The sequence below is a fragment of the Ensifer sp. ENS07 genome, assembly GCF_014852185.1.
GTDB classification, from domain to species: Bacteria; Pseudomonadota; Alphaproteobacteria; order Rhizobiales; family Rhizobiaceae; genus Ensifer; species Ensifer adhaerens.
The window spans coordinates 243,378-260,189 of the sequence record NZ_JACVBE010000005.1 but is presented as its reverse complement, the minus strand read 5'-3'; the positions used below and the strand labels follow the sequence as shown (position 1 = coordinate 260,189).

At 63.3% G+C, this 16,812-nt stretch carries 16 protein-coding genes and 1 other RNA gene; 5 read left to right on the top strand and 12 right to left on the bottom strand.

What is annotated here, in order from left to right; all coding sequences use genetic code 11:
• Nucleotides 1–123 precede the first annotated feature (123 nt).
• Nucleotides 124–1,125: an LLM class flavin-dependent oxidoreductase gene (locus tag IB277_RS18495; RefSeq protein ID WP_060518594.1), complete on the top strand. Its 1,002-nt coding sequence runs from the start codon at nt 124–126 to the stop codon at nt 1,123–1,125.
• 10 nt (nt 1,126–1,135) lie between these two features.
• On the opposite strand, the gene IB277_RS18490 is transcribed toward IB277_RS18495, so the two are convergent.
• The 8 genes from IB277_RS18490 to IB277_RS18455 form a co-directional block, all read right to left on the bottom strand.
• Nucleotides 1,136–1,765 carry an HAD hydrolase-like protein gene (locus tag IB277_RS18490; protein WP_034806206.1) on the bottom strand — a complete coding sequence of 210 codons (630 nt, stop codon included), beginning with the start codon at nt 1,763–1,765 and terminating at the stop codon, nt 1,136–1,138.
• 71 nt (nt 1,766–1,836) lie between these two features.
• Nucleotides 1,837–2,583, bottom strand: coding sequence for a YebC/PmpR family DNA-binding transcriptional regulator (locus IB277_RS18485; protein ID WP_043625539.1), 747 nt, complete (start codon nt 2,581–2,583; stop codon nt 1,837–1,839).
• A gap of 85 nt (nt 2,584–2,668) precedes the next feature.
• Nucleotides 2,669–3,151: a hypothetical protein gene (locus IB277_RS18480; protein WP_090299744.1), complete on the bottom strand. Its 483-nt coding sequence runs from the start codon at nt 3,149–3,151 to the stop codon at nt 2,669–2,671.
• Between the two features lie 18 nt (nt 3,152–3,169).
• Nucleotides 3,170–4,006, bottom strand: coding sequence for an MBL fold metallo-hydrolase (locus IB277_RS18475; RefSeq protein ID WP_090299742.1), 837 nt, complete (start codon nt 4,004–4,006; stop codon nt 3,170–3,172).
• A 283-nt stretch (nt 4,007–4,289) separates the two neighbouring features.
• The gene (locus IB277_RS18470) at nt 4,290–7,466 is read right to left on the bottom strand and encodes an efflux RND transporter permease subunit (protein WP_090299740.1); all 3,177 of its coding nucleotides are present in this window, start codon (nt 7,464–7,466) and stop codon (nt 4,290–4,292) included.
• Entirely contained in the window at nt 7,463–8,617 is a 1,155-nt protein-coding gene (locus IB277_RS18465) for an efflux RND transporter periplasmic adaptor subunit (RefSeq protein WP_090299738.1), read from the bottom strand. Before IB277_RS18465 ends, IB277_RS18470 begins: the two co-directional genes overlap by 4 nt.
• Nucleotides 8,618–9,099: 482 nt before the next feature.
• Entirely contained in the window at nt 9,100–9,924 is an 825-nt protein-coding gene (locus IB277_RS18460; protein WP_034806196.1) for a YmdB family metallophosphoesterase, read from the bottom strand.
• 212 nt (nt 9,925–10,136) lie between these two features.
• A complete protein-coding gene (locus IB277_RS18455; RefSeq protein WP_034806194.1) occupies nt 10,137–10,709 on the bottom strand; it encodes a 5-formyltetrahydrofolate cyclo-ligase in 573 nt (190 codons plus the stop codon).
• 362 nt (nt 10,710–11,071) lie between these two features.
• Here IB277_RS18455 and IB277_RS18450 point away from each other — a divergent pair, with 362 nt between their 5' ends.
• The gene (locus tag IB277_RS18450) at nt 11,072–11,269 is read left to right on the top strand and encodes a transcriptional regulator (protein ID WP_234798710.1); all 198 of its coding nucleotides are present in this window, start codon (nt 11,072–11,074) and stop codon (nt 11,267–11,269) included.
• Nucleotides 11,270–11,288: 19 nt separating this feature from the next.
• Here the strand turns inward: IB277_RS18450 and IB277_RS18445 are convergent, their stop codons facing one another.
• The gene (locus tag IB277_RS18445; protein WP_034806191.1) at nt 11,289–11,513 is read right to left on the bottom strand and encodes a hypothetical protein; all 225 of its coding nucleotides are present in this window, start codon (nt 11,511–11,513) and stop codon (nt 11,289–11,291) included.
• Between the two features lie 100 nt (nt 11,514–11,613).
• Here IB277_RS18445 and IB277_RS18440 point away from each other — a divergent pair, with 100 nt between their 5' ends.
• Nucleotides 11,614–12,495, top strand: coding sequence for a LysR family transcriptional regulator (locus IB277_RS18440; protein ID WP_234798711.1), 882 nt, complete (start codon nt 11,614–11,616; stop codon nt 12,493–12,495).
• Nucleotides 12,496–12,518: 23 nt separating this feature from the next.
• Here the strand turns inward: IB277_RS18440 and ssrS are convergent.
• The 3 genes from ssrS to IB277_RS18425 all read right to left on the bottom strand — a co-directional run bounded on the left by ssrS (nt 12,519) and on the right by IB277_RS18425 (nt 13,391).
• Nucleotides 12,519–12,676: non-coding RNA, 6S RNA (ssrS, locus tag IB277_RS18435), on the bottom strand.
• A 56-nt stretch (nt 12,677–12,732) separates the two neighbouring features.
• The gene (locus IB277_RS18430) at nt 12,733–13,110 is read right to left on the bottom strand and encodes a cell division protein ZapA (RefSeq protein ID WP_034806187.1); all 378 of its coding nucleotides are present in this window, start codon (nt 13,108–13,110) and stop codon (nt 12,733–12,735) included.
• A gap of 11 nt (nt 13,111–13,121) precedes the next feature.
• Nucleotides 13,122–13,391, bottom strand: a complete 270-nt coding sequence (locus tag IB277_RS18425) for a DUF4164 domain-containing protein (RefSeq protein ID WP_034806184.1) — start codon at nt 13,389–13,391, stop codon at nt 13,122–13,124.
• A 350-nt stretch (nt 13,392–13,741) separates the two neighbouring features.
• Between IB277_RS18425 and tkt the strand changes: the two genes are divergently transcribed.
• Nucleotides 13,742–15,724, top strand: a complete 1,983-nt coding sequence (tkt, locus tag IB277_RS18420) for a transketolase (protein ID WP_110819206.1) — start codon at nt 13,742–13,744, stop codon at nt 15,722–15,724.
• Between the two features lie 73 nt (nt 15,725–15,797).
• Nucleotides 15,798–16,808 (top strand): type I glyceraldehyde-3-phosphate dehydrogenase, encoded by a 1,011-nt coding sequence (gene gap, locus IB277_RS18415; RefSeq protein WP_034806178.1) that lies wholly within the window; start codon nt 15,798–15,800, stop codon nt 16,806–16,808.
• Nucleotides 16,809–16,812 lie beyond the last annotated feature (4 nt).

The following is a 16,812-nucleotide window of genomic DNA, read 5'->3' as shown; positions in this document are numbered from 1 at the left end:
ACAAAACAAAAACATACGCACAGTTGAGGCGCGGCCTCAGGTTTTCTTCGGCACCGCCCTTGGATTGAGGAAAATTGAGCTTACATAGCCTTGCATCAATTTCTCTCAATAAAGGCCTTTACCATGGCGACTTTCTCCGTCCTCGATCTTTCCCCGATCACTGAAGGCGGCAGCGTCGCCCAATCGCTGGAGAATTCGCGCCGTCTGGCCCAGGCGGCCGAGGAGAACGGCTACACCCGCTTCTGGCTGGCCGAACATCACGGCATGAAGGGCATCGCCAGTGCGGCGACCTCGATCGTGATCTCGCACGTGGCGGCAGCGACGAAGACGATCCGTGTCGGCTCCGGCGGCATCATGCTGCCGAACCACTCGCCGCTTGTCATCGCCGAACAGTTCGGAACGCTCGCCGCCCTCTACCCCGGCCGCATCGACCTCGGCCTCGGCCGTGCGCCCGGAACCGACATGCGCACCGCCCAGGCCCTCCGACGCAACATGGAGGCGAGCGGCAACAACTTCCCGAACGACGTCGTCGAACTGCAGGCACTGCTCGGCCCCGTCGCCGAGGACCAGAAGATCATCGCCGTGCCCGGCGCCGACACCAATGTGCCGATCTGGCTGCTCGGCTCAAGCCATTTCAGCGCCCATCTCGCCGGCATGCTCGGCCTGCCCTTCGCCTTCGCCTCGCATTTCGCGCCGGACATGCTGCTCTCGGCGCTGGAGATCTACCGCGAGCGCTTTACCCCCTCCGAGACCCTTGCCAAGCCGCAGGTGATGGTCGGCGTCATGGGGGTTGCCGCCGATACGGACGAGGAGGCGAACTACCTCTTCACCTCCATGCAGCAATCCTTCGTGGCCCTGCGCCGCAACGCGCGCGGGCAGTTTCCGCCGCCGGTCCAGTCGATGGATGGGCTTTGGAGCTATGACGAGAAGATCTTCGTCGACCATTCGATGATGTATGCGGTGGTCGGAGGGCCAGAGACGATCCGGCGCAAGATCGGGGCGTTCCTCGAGCAGACAAAGGCCGACGAACTGATCATCTCCATGCCGATCTTCGACATGCAGGCGCGGCTGAATTCGCTTCGCCTCTTCGCCGACGCCCAGCGCGATCTCGCCAAGGCGGCGTAAAGCCGGCCGATCAGATCGCCCCGAAAGCGGGTGCGATCTCTTCCAGATTGGCAAAGAACCGATCCGGCCCGAGCCCTTGCAGGAAGACCGGGTCGGCATAGCCCCAGGCAACCGCACCGGCCGCCACGCCCGCCTTTCGCGCCGCATCGATATCGCGCGCCTCGTCGCCGATCGCCAGGATGCGAGCCGCATCGAGGCCGGAGTGCCGGATCGCACGCTTGAAGTGCTGTGCCTTGCCGAAAAGCGCGGCACCGCATTCGAAGAGATCAATCGTCGCTGCCGCTTCGCCGAGTGCGGCGCGAATACCCTGCTCCGCGTTCGAACTCACGATCGCAATGCCGATGCCCGCCGCCTTCAATTTCCAGAGAAGCTCAGCGGCGCCCGGAAACAGCCGGACGCTTGCCGCTTCAGTCGCCATAGCACGGCGCATGAAGGTGGCGATCTGCGGCAGTTTCCAAACGGGCACGCCGAGATGCGCGATGATCTCGCGGCTGCCCATGGTGCGCAACGACTGGAACTCCTCGACCGAGAGTTCGCGGAAGCCGTAGCGCCGTGCAGCCGCGTTGCACGCCGTCATGAAACTCGCCGCCGTATCGGCAAGCGTGCCGTCGAAATCGAAGATCGCGAATTCATAGGTCATCGAGCCATCCAAAGAAAAACCCGCGGCCTTTCGGACGCGGGTGAAAATTCTGCGAGCGACGGTCGTCCCAATCAGGCCGACAGCTTCGCCAGGATCTCGTCCGAGACTTCGAAGTTCGAATAGACGTTCTGGACGTCGTCGTCGTCTTCAAGGATGTCGATGAGCTTCATCAGCGACTGCGCCTTTTCTTCATCGACCGGAACGGTGTTCTGTGCCTTCCAGATCGCCTTGACCGTTTCGGCTTCGCCGAGCGTGTCTTCGAGCGCCTTGGACACTTCGCCGATCGCTTCGAAACCGCAGATGATCGTGTGGCCGTCCTCGTCGGTGGTGACGTCGTCGGCACCCGCTTCGATCGCCGCATCCATCACCTTGTCGGCGTCACCGACGGAGAGCTTGTAGGTGATCTCGCCGACGCGATCGAAGGAGAAGGAAACCGAGCCGGTTTCGCCGAGCGCGCCGCCGGCCTTGGTGAAGGTCGAGCGCACGTTCGAGGCGGTGCGGTTGCGGTTGTCGGTCAAGGCTTCGACGATGACGGCAACGCCGCCCGGGCCATAACCCTCGTAGCGGACTTCTTCGTAGTTCTCCGCGTCGCCGCCAGAGGCCTTCTTGATCGCCCGTTCGATGTTGTCCTTCGGCATCGACTGCGCCTTGGCGTTCTGGATCGCCAGGCGCAGGCGCGCGTTCATCGCGGGATCGGGCATGCCCGACTTGGCGGCAACCGTGATTTCGCGCGCGAGCTTGGAAAACATTTTCGAGCGCACCGCATCCTGACGGCCCTTGCGGTGCATGATGTTCTTGAACTGTGAATGGCCAGCCATGGCACCCTCTGCATGCATTAATTTGAATGGAATGGGGCGCCTTATAGTTTTATTGCCGCTTTCCGTCCAGCCGGGGGGCGGTTTTTCAGTTGGCCGAGACCTGCGCGCGGCTCAAGAGGAAGCTGTGTCCGTCGTCACGGCGGCAGGAAAGGCCAGTGCGTTCCGACACGCAGGAGAACGGCCCTCGCGACCAGCTTTGCCCATAGTCGAGCACAGTCCCAGTCGAACAGCAGCTGGGATCGCCGACGGCGTGATTGAGCGTGGCGGCTCCCGCCCGGCCAAGGGTCGCCCTGACATAACGCGGCGCGACGATATCGCAGGCCAGCTCCGGACCGCCATCGGCGGGCTGATAGACGGACGTGCCGCCAGCCGGCGTGTAGATACAGCCGATATTGCCCGAGGGCATCGCGAAGATCTCCGGCTCACCCGCCGGTCGGACCGTGGTCTCCGGCTGGCTTTGCGGCTGTTGCCCCTCGGGAGACGGCATGCGCGGCGGCGGCGCGCCACCGGCCTCGGCAAGAGTCGAGAAGGAGAGAAAGAACGATACGCCAACCACGAGCAACTTCATCGGGCGATCCCAGGATGTTCAAACGCCCTTGAGGATATAAATCAGTGGTTTGCTTGGCAAGGAACGCAGGGATACTTTGATACTGGCGCTGTCGGCGTAACGCTTGTCGTAGTCGTCGCCGAACATGTCCAGAAAGGCGTCGATCGGCGGGCCACGGCGGTGCATCGGCAGGATCAGCGAGGCGCGCAGCCGGCTGACCACCCGGCTCATGCTCTCGGCACCCATGGTCAGGCCGCCATCGACAGGCACCATGAGCACGTCCAGCCGGCCAATCTGGCTGTAGTGGCTGTCGTCGAGTTCATGGTGCAGATGGCCCAGATGGCCGATGCAGAGATCCGCCACCTCGAAGATGAAGATCGAGTTCCCGTCGTGCTCCATGGCGCCGCCGCCGGCGCGGATGTCGGTCGTCACGTTGCGGATGTGGGCGTCGCCGACCACGAGATCGTGGCGCGCCGGTTGGCCGCTATCGCTCCAGCCATGCAGCACGGTCTTGATCGCCGGATCCGGCGTCAGCGTGTAGTGGCTCGAATGCGCCTTGTTCATGGTCGCGACCATCGGCGGCATCGACGGTGCATACCAGCCGCTATAGTCGGTTGCGATCGAGACGCCGCCGGGCGTCTCGATCAGGAAGGTGGAATGGCCGAGATAGCTGATCGTCACCTCGCCGGCCGTCGTCTGCCCCTTGGTGGCAGCCGCGGGCGTGAAACTGGCAAAGGTCGCCTGGGGGAGCGTTTCGGCGATCGCCTGGCATTGGCTGACAGGGCGCGGCTGTTGCTGCGCATGGGCGACCGATGGCCAGAACGCGTGGATGAACCATATGGCGGCGAATGTGTAGACAAAGTACCGGAGCATCAGCCTTCACCTCTCTCACTTGCCGCCTGACCTCGGGCCTTGGGGGCACGCGGCAGGCAGGTATTGAACAGCGAATGGAAGCCTTTGCCTTCGCTCGACCGAACGGTGGCGTCACGGGGCGCGGAAAGAATTGTTCAAGGGCCCGGCCACGTCCAGTTACAAAGGGCAGGCGGTGCTCACGTTTACGTCACCGACCCTGAGGCCGATAAGGTAACGATAGCCTCGTCAAAGCCGAATGCCCCGGCATTGCTGCCGGGGCATTCGTCAGATTATCGTCGGGCCTGCCCTATTCGGCCGGGTGCGGCGCCGGTTCGCTCACCGCCGCCTTGCGTCGCCGGAACGACCGGAGCGCGACGTAGAACACCGGCGTCAGGAACAGGCCGAGGAATGTTACCCCGAGCATGCCCGAAAACACCGCCGTGCCGAGCGACTGGCGCATTTCGGCACCCGGGCCGGTCGCGATCATCAGCGGCACCACGCCGAGGATGAAGGCAAAGGCGGTCATCAGGATCGGGCGCAGGCGCAGCTGGCTCGCTTCCACCGCCGCCTCGATCGGCGTCTTGCCCTCGTCTTCGCCCTGCCGAGCGAACTCGACGATCAGGATCGCGTTCTTGGCTGCAAGACCGATCAGAACGATGAGCCCGATCTGGGTCAGCACGTTGTTGTCGAGCCCGCGGATGAACACGCCGACCAATGCGGCCAGCACGCCGAGCGGCACGATCAGGATGATCGCCAGCGGCAGAACCCAGCTTTCGTACTGGGCCGACAGCGCCAGGAACACGAAGACGACCGACAGTGCGAAGATGAACACCGCGGTGTTGCCTGTCTGGCGCTCCTGGTAGGCGAGTTCCGTCCACTCGAAGGTCGTGCCCTGCGGCAGGATCTGGGCGGCGAGCGCCTCCATCTTGTCGAGAGCCGTACCGGTCGAGACACCGACCGCAGGGTTACCCTGGATCGGCACCGAGACGTACATGTTGTAGCGCTGCACCAGCGTCGGACCGGCCGTATCCTGGATCTCGACAAGCGTACCCATCGGCACCAGCGCACCGGTTGCCGAGCGCACCTTCAGCGCCAGGATGTTGTCGCGCTCGACGCGGTACTGCTGGTCGGCCTGCGCCCGCACCTGGTAGACGCGGCCAAAGGCGTTGAAGTCGTTGACGTAGGACGTACCGAGGTTGATCGACAGCGCCTCGAAGATGTTGGGGATCGGCACGTTGAGTGTGCGCGCCTTGTCGCGGTCGATCGCCAGGAAGTATTGCGGACTGGAGGCCGAGAAGGTGGTGAAGACCCCGGTCAACCCTTCCGTCTGGTTGGCAGCGCCCATCATCTGGTAGGCAAGCCCGAGCGCGCGGCGCATGTCGGAGCTCTGCCGGTCCATGATCTGCATCTTGAAGCCGCCGGAGTTACCGATGCCGCGCACCGAGGGCGGCGGCACGGCGATGATGAAGGCTTCCTGGATGCTCTGCAGGCTGCCATAGAGCTGGCCGATGATCTGGTTGGCCCCCTGCCCGTTCTTCAGCCGCTCTTCGAAGCTTTCGAAGGAGGCGAAGACCACGCCCGAATTGGACGCGTTGGTAAAGGTCGCACCGTTGAAGCCGGCAAAGGCGACAGCACTTTTCACGCCCGGCACGTCCTGGATGATCTTCGAGGCCCGCTTGACGACGGCGTCCGTCCGGTCGAGCGAGGCGCCGTCCGGCAGCTGGATGACGACGATCGCATAGCCCTGGTCCATGGTCGGCACGAAGCCGCGCGGCACGATCTGCGCCATGTACCAGGTGGCCCCCAGCAGCCCGACGAAGACGAGAAGGGCCGCGGCCAGCGCCACCTTCGTCGAGACGAGCTTGCGCACGACCCATGCATAGCCCGACGCCATCCGGTCGAAACCGTTGTTGAAGCCGTTCGCCAAGGCCTTGCCGAAGCGCGTCAGCGGATTGCGGCTTTCATGATGGCCGTTCTCGTGCGGCTTCAACAGGATAGCCGCCAGCGCCGGTGACAGTGTCAGCGAGTTGAAGGCGGAAATCACCGTTGCGACCGAGATCGTCACGGCGAACTGCAGGTAGAACTGGCCGGCGATACCGGGGATGAAGGCCGTCGGCACGAACACCGCGGTCAACACCAGCGAGATCGCGATGACGGCCGCCCCCACCTCGTCCATGGTCACATGCGACGCCTCGCGCGGGGTCATCCCTCGCGCGAGATTTCGCTCGACATTCTCGACCACCACGATCGCATCGTCGACGACGATACCGATCGCCAGCACCAGGCCGAACAGCGTCAGCATGTTCAGTGAGAAACCGAAGGCATAGAGGAAGGCGAAGGTGCCGACGAGTGACACGGGGATTGCGACGATCGGGATGATCGCCGTGCGCCACGATTGCAGGAAGACGAGAACGACGATGGCAACGAGAATGGCCGCCTCGGCGATCGTCTTGTAGACCTCGTTGATCGATTCCGAGATGAACTCTGTCGGGTTGTAGACGATGCGGTATTCGAGCCCGTCAGGGAAGTCCTTGGAAACGTCGGTCATCACCTTCTGGATCTGCTCGGCGGCGTCGAGCGCATTGGTGCCCGGCCGCGAGAAGATGCCGAGCGCCACCGCCGGGCTGCCGTCGAGATAGCTGTTGTTGACGTATTCGCGAGCACCGAGCTCGACACGCGCGACGTCCTGCAGCTGCACGAGGCGACCGCTTTCCGTCGCCTTGACGATGACATAGCGGAACTGCCGCGCGTCGCTGAAGCGGCCGTCCGTCGTGACCGTGTACTGGAACGCGCTGTCGCCCGGCGCCGGCGGACCACCGATCGAACCGCCGGAGACCTGCACGTTCTGCTCGCGCAAAGCCTGCACCACGTCACCGGCCGTCATGCCATAGGCCGACAGCTTCTCCGGATCGAGCCAGACACGCAGCGCATATTCGCGCTCGCCGAACAGGATGACGTCGCCGACGCCATCGAGCCGGACAAGCAGGTCGCGGATACGAGTGCGCGCATAGTTCGAGACGTAGAGTTGGTCATAGCGTTCGGTCGGCGACAGGAGATGCACGACCATCATCAGGTCGGGCGAACTCTTGGCCGTGGTGATGCCGATACGCCGGACTTCTTCCGGCAGCCGGGGCTCCGCGATCGACACGCGGTTCTGTACCAGCACTTGTGCCTGGTCGAGGTCGATGCCGAGCTTGAAGGTGATCGTCAGCGCCATCGAGCCGTCGGCGGTCGAATAGGAGGACATATAGAGCATGTTCTCGACGCCGTTGATTTCCTGTTCGAGCGGCGTCGCGACGGTGTTGGCAACGGTATCGGCGTCAGCACCCGGATAGGCGGCGCGAACGACGATGGTCGGCGGGGCGATTTCCGGGTACTGCGCCACGGGAAGCTGAAAATAGGCGATACTGCCGACGATCAGCAGCACGATCGACAGCACCGACGCGAAGATCGGCCGGTCGACGAAGAAGTGAGCAAACCTCATTGCGCCGCCCCCGCTGCTTGCGCTTCAGGAGGAAGCTGGACCGTCTCAGGCTTCACCTTGGTGCCGGGCCGCGCCCGCATCAGACCGTTGACGACAATGGTCTCGTCGCCGGTCATGCCGGAGCGGATGACACGGTAGCCATGGAGCTTCGGGCCGAGACGCACGGGCTTGGTCACCACGGTTCCGTCGGCAGTCACCTCGTAGACGATGCGCTCGTTCTGGTCGGCGCCGATCGCTTCGTCCGGAATGAGGACGGCCTTGTAGGTGTTCGAGCCTTCGATCTGCACACGGCCGAAGAGACCGGGCTGCAGCACGAGGCTTGGGTTATCGAGACGGGCGCGGACGCGCATCGTACCGCTCTGCGGATCGACGCGGTTTTCGGCGAAGTCGAGCTTGCCCTTGAACGGCTCCTCTTGCGAGTCGGCGATGGTGACCAGCACTTCGAGCGAGCCGCCGCCTTCCTGCAGCGCACTGCCGCGCTCGCGTGCGACCCGTGCATAGGAAAGCAGCCGCCGTTCGTCGACATCGAAGTAGAAATCGATCGGGTCGAGCGACACGATCGTCGTCAGCACCGTCTGGTCAGCCTGGACGAGATTGCCCGTCGACAGCAGGCGCCGGTCGACGCGGCCGCTGAGCGGCGCGGTGATGGTGGTGTAGTCAAGGTCGAGCTTGGCACGCTCGACCGCCGCTTCCGCGCCGCGCACCAGCGCCTGCGCCGACAGGAGTTCGCGGCGATGATCGTCGAGCGTCGAGACCGAAAGCGTGCCGGTGCCCGTCAGCGATTGCGTCCGCTTGAACTGGGCCTCGGCGAATTCCAGCGACGAGCGCGCCGATTCCAGCGTCGATTCGGCCTGGGAGAGAGCCGTACGATAGGGCCGCTGGTCGATGACGAAGAGCTTGTCGCCCTTCTTCACCAGGGCGCCATCGGTGAAATTGACCTCGTCGAGATAGCCGCCGATGCGGGCGCGAACCTGCACCTCGTCGACGGGCTCGAAACGGCCGATGAACTCGTCGCTGTCGATGACGTCCCGCACGACCGGCTTGGCGACGGTCACCACGGGCAGTTGCGCGTCCTGCGCCTGGGCACCGATTGCGGATAGAAGGGAAAGAGAAGCGCCGACGAACATCGGCAAATGCCACTGAGACAACATGCATGCCCTCCGAATGCACTTGGATCACGAGGGGCAGCCAATCGACCAGACCACCGCGATCGCTTTGAATATTTCAGAGCGGGGCCTGTGCGCAAAACAGCCGCATTACCCGTCCCGCTCCGCACAAATCCTCGGATCGGCAGCGATCCGAGAGGCAAAGTCACACAAGCAATCAAATGATACAGCGGCCTTGCGCCCTTCGGCCCGCGAACGCTGTCAGGTCAAATTCGCTGGGCAGCGAGCAATTGCCCGTGGCGCAGCGACAACAGCACATGCCCGCAATCCAGGACTGCGCACACCATTCATTCTGCAAAAACCCACGAATACATCACGCCCCGGCCCGGCGTGATTTCGCGATAACCTGCCATCATTTGATGGGGTTGTCACCTTGAAAAAAATCAATTCCAATAAGGCGATACGGGACAACCAAAGGTGCCCGCGCGCAGCTTCGCGCTGCGTTCAGAATGCCGCCTGACTTGGCCTTAAGACCAGAAATCCGGGATCGTTTCCGCCAGTCTCGGCCCAAGTCGCAGCGGCGCGATCTTCTCGGCGAGCCCGGTGCGATCGGAGATCTCGACCCCGAGACCGCAGATGGTGGCCGGACCCGAGGCCGCCTCGAAGCGCCCCTTCGGCATCTTCGAGATGAAGCGGTTGAGCGGCTCCTCCTTGTCCATGCCGAGCGAGGAATCGTAGTCGCCGCACATGCCGGCATCGCTCATATAGGCGGTGCCGCCGTTGAGGATCTGGTGGTCGGCGGTCGGCACGTGCGTATGCGTTCCGACGACGAGGCTGGCGCGACCGTCGACGAAATGGCCGAAGCACTGCTTCTCGCTGGTCGCCTCCGCATGGAAGTCGAACACGATCGCATCCGCCTGCTCGCCGAGCGGGCAGGCATCGAGGATGGCCTCGGCCGACTTGAAGGGGTCGTCGAGTTCGGGATGCATGAAGACGCGGCCCATGACGTTGGCGACCAGCACGCGCGCGCCATTGCGGGCAAAGAACAGGTTGGATCCGCGGCCGGGCGTGCCGGCCGGATAGTTGGCCGGGCGCAGGAACTGGTCGTGCCGCTCGCAGAAGACCACCGCTTCCTTCTGGTCCCAGACGTGGTTGCCGGTGGTCACCACGTCGGCGCCGGCGTTGATCGTCTCGAGGAAGATGTCTTCGGTGATCCCGAAGCCGCCCGCGGCGTTCTCGCCGTTGACGATGACGAAATCGAGCTTAAGGTCGCCGATCAGTCCCGGAAGCCGCTCCCAGACCGCCGTGCGGCCCGTCTTGCCCACCATATCTCCCAGAAACAGAAGCCTCATGCTCGCTCAAATCCCACCAGGGCAGTTCCGGCGGAAGCGCGTCAGCGGTTGTGGCGGCCGGACCTGCGTAAAACAAAGAGGTAGAGCGTCTACACGATCCTGGGCCGACAGGAAACGCCCAAGATCGATTCCGCGTGGGATCGCGAACCAATCTTCCGCCTCGGCCCGCGCGATTTCAACGCGCCGGGCCGTCGCTCGGCTTCGTCAATGACCTAGAAATGCCGGAATCCGCTCTCGGTGAGAACGGCATCCAGCGCCACATCGTGCGGTTCGGCCGGCACGGCAGCCACCTCCTGGCAGTCGAACGCGATGCCGATCAGTTTCGGCAGATGCCCCTTGTTGCGCAACCGGTCGATGGCCCGGTCGTAATAACCGGCACCGTAGCCGATCCGGTGACCGGTCGCGTCAAAGGCAGAAAGCGGCACGAGCATGATATCCGGGTCGAGCACCGGAGCATCCGGGCCAGGCCCCGTCGTGCCGAAGCCGGTTGAGATGATGTCGACGCCATCGAGCAGTTCGCGAAAGACGATCGTCTTCTTGTCCATGATCACAGGCAGGCAGAGCCGGGCGCCGCGACTCTTCAGCCGCGCCATCAGCGGCCGGATATCGACCTCGGAGCGGATGGGCCAGAAGCCGGAAACGATGTGGCCCGGATCGAGCGCAATGACGTCGCCGGCATGGTCGGCCATGGTCAGGCTCGCCTCGATCCGTATCTCCGCGGGCATCGCATCGCGCAATGCCAGCCGCTCGTTGCGCAGCGCCGCCTTCAGGTCTTTCGGTGACATCGTGCCCTCTCCTGCCTCATGCCATCGTCGCGGACGAATTCTCCTCCCGAAATGGCACAACCCGTCACTTTCTCGCCGATTCCCGGCTCAATCACCAGCCTATATACCCGATGTCGCCCGTGCACATTCACCCGCATCGCCGCTTTTGCCGCGGTTTGCGACAGCACTGCCAGCGCCTTCCCGGTTCGGCACAGCATTAGCGTTCCGTTCATCATGGACGACGGTTCCGCTTTCGCGCATTGGCGAGCGCATGCAAATAAAGACGCGATTTCAAATAATTAGCAGGAACTAATGCCCGTGTTCGATGTATGGACGCGCTCCTGCAGGCAGCAGTGGAAAAGCCGACGTCCATGAAGGACCAAATGAAAGAACTCGAACCGTTGGAACTGCGTTGCCTGACACTTGCAGCCCGCGGCCGCACGCGCCAGGACATGATGCGCGAAACCGACATTCCGCTCGACCGGATCGACCGCGCGCTGGAAGACGCCATGCGCAAGCTGCAGGCCGGCAATCTGGCCGAAGCCGTCTTTCGTGCCGCAAGGCTCGATCTCATCTCGTAAGGATTGGCGCGGGGACGGGCTAGAGCATCCAGTGCGACCGATAGACCGCCTGCCCCAAGATCCGCTCCCGCTGCCGAAGGTCGGGGTCGCCTGCCGAGATCCCGACGTCACGCAGCAGCAACGGCTTGTCTGCCGGCACCTCGACGGGCGCCTCGACAAACAGCAAATCGACAGTCCATTGCCTTGCCCTGCGTCGGGCGGTAACGAACGTTTCAGAAAAGGCGAGAACGGCAAGCACGCTCATGGCAAGGACTCGGGCGCAAGATGATCTGACGGGACGATCTTCGTCCTCGCATTGACATCTGACAAACGAATTGCAAGCATGACTGTCATCAGAAAATCTGATGGTTGAAGCCATGCCCCTTCCCCTCGATAGCGATCTGCTCAGAACCTTTCTTGCGGTTGTCGATACCAGCAGCGTCACGCGCGCCGCAGACATCGTCGGGCGCACCCAGTCGGCGGTCAGCATGCAGATCAGGAAGCTCGAGGATGTGCTCGGCGACGCCCTGTTCGAGCGCCATTCGCGCGGTGTGGTGCTGACGCCGCAGGGACTGCGGCTCGTCGACAATGCCAGGCGCATCGTTACCCTGCTCGACGACACGGCCGCCGCGCTCCGCCAACCCGCGCTCGACGGCGCGGTCCGGATCGGATTGCCGGAGGAATACATCAACTCGACCTTGCCGAAGGCGCTTGGCAGTTTCGCCGCCATCCACCCGGGCGTCGAAGTGACCGTGCAGCAGGGCGCGTCGATGACCAATGTCGCAGCGCTGGAAGCGGGCGAGATCGACCTTGCCGTCGTCTTCGAGCCCGGCGGAAAGACGAGAAACGAAGTGCTGATGATGGATCCGACCGTCTGGGTGACGTCGGAGCAGCACCGGACCGACGAGCGCCGCCCGGTACCGATCGCGACCTATACCTATCTCGAAGGCGGTTGGTGCGACGACCTCGCTCAGCGCAACTTGAGGAAATGCCGCATCGACAACCGCGTCGCCTATGTCAGCCGCACCAGCGGCGGCCTGATGGCGGCGGTGGTATCCGGCCTCGCCATCGCGCCGCTTGCCCGCAGCAGCATTCCGGCCGGCTGCCGCGAACTGACCGCCGATGACGGCTACACCGTGATCGATCACTCGAATGTCGTGCTGCGGATTTCAAAGGCCGGAAACGGCAAGGACCGGATCGTCGAGGCCATGGCCGACGCCATCCGCCGGGCCTTTGCCGGGGAGTGAATGAGCAACGGAAAGAGGGAGAAGTGCGATCCACACAACCGATGGATATTTTACGATCCCGGGTGCCTACAAAGTAGGTGGGCGCCATGTGTCCGAACCCACGGGTCCGGACAGGGACAGCTCCCTTAGGATCGAGTATGGCCCCGGGGATTGTGGTTCCTGTCGGGGAGCGCAGACCGCATTCGATATATAAAGTGTCTCGGTGCTTCGCGCCAGTGGCTCGCCGACGAAACCTTGTCAGCTCGACGGCGTCGTGGGGCGGCCGTTCAGCTTGGCGGCGATACCGTGGATCTGCTGGGTCACTTCGCTGAGTGCCGAGGCCAGCGCCTCCTCGTTCTTCAGCTGATCCGAAAGCGCGGCGTCGCGCCCGTTGGTCAGGTTGCCGACCTCGGCTTCGAGGTTCTTCAGCCGGCGATTGACCTCGCTGAGCTCGTCCATGACCATGATGCCGGCCATGACGGTCAGGCGCAGATCGCCGATCTCGCCAAACTGGGTCTTGAGGTGTCCGACATACTGATCGAAATTGGTGGCAAGCTCGATCAGATGATCTTCCTGCCCTTCCTCGCAGGCCATGCGATAGGCCTTGCCATCGATCGAAACTGTCACCTGCGCCATGTCGCTTGTTCCTAGCGGTCGAGCACCGCCCGAATGGTTTCCATCGCCGTCACGAGGCGACGGGAAACCTCACGGTTGACCTCCTCGAGCCGGTTTGCCCGGAACTGCGACTGATCGAGTTCCTGCGCCAGCCGCGACCGGTCGGTGTTGACGCGTCGCACCTCGCCCTCGAACTCGCTGAAGTCCCGCTCCCTGTCAAACCGACCGTCGATCGCATTCTCCAGGGATTGCACTGCGTTTCGCAGTTCGTCGATCGCCGCTTTGACAGTCTTTGCCGGCATGTGTTCCGAATACCTCGCCCATGAGGCCGAATCGCCCGAATCCCGTCCGCCGCTTCGGCTCGATCTTTTTTAAACCTATTACGTAAGTCTCAACAATGCCAAGTACAGCAAACAACAGCGGAAGCTGTGGATGGATTGCGTAGCCGGCTTTCTTCAACGGCAGTGCAGCAGGCTTATTGCATTGCGGAACAAGCACTCGGGCAGGGACCGAAGCAAGCTGCCGTCAAATGGCCGCGGAAGCCCCGTATTTATTGACTCGCACGGCGCACCTGCTATGTGTCAGCCGCTTCTTGCGCGGTCTTTGGAGGATAGAGACCGTTCCCTGACCACCGAACGCAAACGGAACAGTCATGATCTCTCGCGAAAAACACGACCGGATGGCAAATGCGATCCGTTTCCTCTCCATGGATGCCGTCGAGAAGGCAAATTCCGGCCACCCTGGCCTGCCCATGGGTGCAGCCGACATAGCGACAGTCCTCTTCACGCGCTATCTGAGCTTTGACCCCAAGAACCCCTCCTGGCCGAACCGCGACCGCTTCGTGCTGTCGGCCGGCCACGGCTCGATGCTGCTCTACTCGCTGCTCTATTTGACGGGCTACGAAGACATCTCCATCGACGAGATCAAGAACTTCCGCCAGCTCGGCGCCCGCACCGCCGGCCACCCGGAATACGGCCACGCCGCCGGCATCGAGACGACCACCGGTCCGCTCGGCCAGGGCATTGCCAATGCCGTCGGCATGGCGATCGCCGAGCGCAAGCTGCGCGACGAATTCGGCTCCGACCTGATGGAGCACTACACCTACGTGCTCGCCGGTGACGGCTGCCTCATGGAAGGCATCAGCCAGGAAGCGATTTCGCTCGCCGGCCACCTGAAGCTCAACAAGCTGGTCGTCTTCTGGGACGACAACAACATCTCGATCGACGGCCCGATCTCGATCGCCGACTCGACCGACCAGCACGCCCGCTTCCGCGCCTCCAACTGGAACACCATTGCCGTCGACGGCCATGATCCGGAAGCGATCGCCGCCGCGATCGACCAGGCGCAGAAGTCCGACAAGCCGACGATGATCGCCTGCAAGACGACGATCGGTTTCGGCGCACCGAACAAGGCCGGCACCCACAAGGTTCACGGCTCGCCGCTCGGCGCCGAGGAAATCGCCGCCACCCGCAAGGCACTCGGCTGGGAAGCCGAAGCTTTCGTCGTTCCCTCGGACGTTCTCGACGCCTGGCGTCTGGCCGGCCTGCGCTCGACCAAGGCGCGCAAGGAGTGGGAAGACCGTCTTGAAAAGAGCGAGGCCGAGAAGAAGGCCCAGTTCGTTCGCCGCTTCTCCGGCGAGCTCGAAGGCCGTCTGTCCTCCGCCATCGACGACTACAAGAAGAAGCTCGCCGAAACCAAGCCGTCACCGGCAACCCGCAAGGCTTCCGAAGACGCGCTCGAAGTCATCAACGGCGTTCTGGCCGAAACCATCGGCGGCTCGGCCGACCTGACCGGCTCGAACAACACCAAGACGAGCCAGACCAAGTCGATCACCCCTGACGACTTCTCCGGCCGCTACATCCATTGGGGCGTTCGCGAGCACGGCATGGCCGCTGCCATGAACGGCATGGCGCTGCATGGCGGCGTCATCCCCTATTCCGGCGGCTTCCTGATCTTCTCGGACTATTGCCGTCCGTCGATCCGCCTTGCCGCTCTGATGGGCATCCGCGTCATCCACGTGCTGACGCACGATTCCATCGGCCTTGGCGAAGACGGCCCGACGCACCAGCCGGTCGAGCATATGGCAGCCCTGCGCGCCATCCCGAACCTCCTGATGTTCCGCCCGGCCGACGCCACGGAAACGGCCGAGTGCTGGCAGCTGGCGCTCGAAAGCCACAACCGTCCGTCCGGCATCGCGCTGACGCGCCAGAACCTGATGGCCGTTCGCACCGAGTATGAGGAAGAAAACCTCTGCGCCCGCGGCGCCTATGACCTGATCTCGGCCGCCGACGCCAAGGTCACGATCTTCGCCACCGGCTCGGAAGTCGAAATCGCCGTCAAGGCCTGCCAGACGCTGACCGCCAAGGGCATCTCGACCCGTGTCGTCTCCGTTCCCTGCTTCGAGCTTTTCGCCGAGCAGAGCGAAGACTACCAGCAGGCGATCATCGGCAACTCGCCGGTCAAGATCGCCGTCGAAGCCGGCATCCGTCAGGGCTGGGATCACTTCATCGGCAGCGATGGCACCTTCATCGGCATGTCGAGCTTCGGCGCTTCCGGCCCCTACAAGGAGCTTTACAAGCACTTCGGCATCACGCCCGAGGCGGTGGTCGCCGCCGCGGAAACGAAGCTCGCCTGATCAATCTGCGGGGCGCGCCGAAAGGTGCGCCCCGCTTTTTTTCGTACCACGTCAGTCAGACAGGGAGAGACCCATGACAGTGAAAGTCGCCATCAACGGTTTTGGCCGCATCGGCCGCAACGTGCTCCGCGCGATCGTCGAATCCGGCCGCACCGACATCGAAGTCGTTGCGATCAACGACCTTGGCCCCGTTGAGACCAACGCTCACCTGCTGCGCTATGACTCGATCCACGGTCGTTTCCCGGCCGAGGTCAAGGTCGAAGGCGACACGATCACCATCAACGGCGGCAAGCCGATCAAGGTGACCGCGATCAAGGATCCGGCAACGCTGCCGCACAAGGAACTCGGTATCGACATCGCGATGGAGTGCACCGGCATCTTCACCGCCCGCGACAAGGCTGCAGCCCACCTGACTGCCGGCGCCAAGCGCGTCATCGTCTCGGCTCCGGCCGACGGCGCCGACCTGACGGTCGTCTACGGCGTCAACCACGACCAGCTGACCAAGGACCACCTGGTCATCTCCAACGCATCCTGCACGACGAACTGCCTGGTTCCGGTCGTCAAGGTCCTGAACGATACCATCGGCATCAGCCACGGCTTCATGACCACGATCCACTCCTACACCAACGACCAGCCGTCGCTCGACCAGATGCACAAGGATCTGTACCGTGCCCGCGCTGCCGCTCTGTCGATGATCCCGACCTCGACCGGTGCCGCCAAGGCCGTTGGCCTGGTTCTGCCGGAACTGAAGGGCAAGCTCGACGGCACGTCGATCCGCGTCCCGACCCCGAACGTCTCCGTCGTCGACTTCAAGTTCGTCGCCAAGCGCAACACCTCGGTCGAGGAAATCACCAACGCCATCAAGGCCGCCTCCAATGGCGCGCTCAAGGGCGTTCTCGGCTACACGGAAGAGCCGCTCGTTTCGCGCGACTTCAACCATGACAGCCACTCCTCGATCTTCGCGATCGACCAGACCAAGGTCGTCGAAGGCAACTTCGTGCGTATCCTCACCTGGTACGACAACGAGTGGGGCTTCTCGAACCGCATGGCCGACACGGCGGTCGCGTTCGCCAAGCTCATCTAAGACA

What these genes read in the sequence shown, in the direction of transcription:
- IB277_RS18440 (WP_234798711.1), top strand. Translation starts at nt 11,614, where the DNA reads ATGGTTGAAGCCATGCCCCTTCCCCTCGATAGCGATCTGCTCAGAACC.
- tkt (WP_110819206.1), top strand. Translation starts at nt 13,742, where the DNA reads ATGATCTCTCGCGAAAAACACGACCGGATGGCAAATGCGATCCGTTTC.
- IB277_RS18470 (WP_090299740.1), bottom strand. Translation starts at nt 7,466, where the DNA reads ATGAGGTTTGCTCACTTCTTCGTCGACCGGCCGATCTTCGCGTCGGTG.
- gap (WP_034806178.1), top strand. Translation starts at nt 15,798, where the DNA reads ATGACAGTGAAAGTCGCCATCAACGGTTTTGGCCGCATCGGCCGCAAC.
- IB277_RS18465 (WP_090299738.1), bottom strand. Translation starts at nt 8,617, where the DNA reads ATGTTGTCTCAGTGGCATTTGCCGATGTTCGTCGGCGCTTCTCTTTCC.
- IB277_RS18450 (WP_234798710.1), top strand. Translation starts at nt 11,072, where the DNA reads ATGAAAGAACTCGAACCGTTGGAACTGCGTTGCCTGACACTTGCAGCC.
- IB277_RS18480 (WP_090299744.1), bottom strand. Translation starts at nt 3,151, where the DNA reads ATGAAGTTGCTCGTGGTTGGCGTATCGTTCTTTCTCTCCTTCTCGACT.
- IB277_RS18490 (WP_034806206.1), bottom strand. Translation starts at nt 1,765, where the DNA reads ATGACCTATGAATTCGCGATCTTCGATTTCGACGGCACGCTTGCCGAT.
- IB277_RS18495 (WP_060518594.1), top strand. Translation starts at nt 124, where the DNA reads ATGGCGACTTTCTCCGTCCTCGATCTTTCCCCGATCACTGAAGGCGGC.
- IB277_RS18485 (WP_043625539.1), bottom strand. Translation starts at nt 2,583, where the DNA reads ATGGCTGGCCATTCACAGTTCAAGAACATCATGCACCGCAAGGGCCGT.
- IB277_RS18460 (WP_034806196.1), bottom strand. Translation starts at nt 9,924, where the DNA reads ATGAGGCTTCTGTTTCTGGGAGATATGGTGGGCAAGACGGGCCGCACG.
- IB277_RS18425 (WP_034806184.1), bottom strand. Translation starts at nt 13,391, where the DNA reads ATGCCGGCAAAGACTGTCAAAGCGGCGATCGACGAACTGCGAAACGCA.
- IB277_RS18430 (WP_034806187.1), bottom strand. Translation starts at nt 13,110, where the DNA reads ATGGCGCAGGTGACAGTTTCGATCGATGGCAAGGCCTATCGCATGGCC.
- IB277_RS18445 (WP_034806191.1), bottom strand. Translation starts at nt 11,513, where the DNA reads ATGAGCGTGCTTGCCGTTCTCGCCTTTTCTGAAACGTTCGTTACCGCC.
- IB277_RS18455 (WP_034806194.1), bottom strand. Translation starts at nt 10,709, where the DNA reads ATGTCACCGAAAGACCTGAAGGCGGCGCTGCGCAACGAGCGGCTGGCA.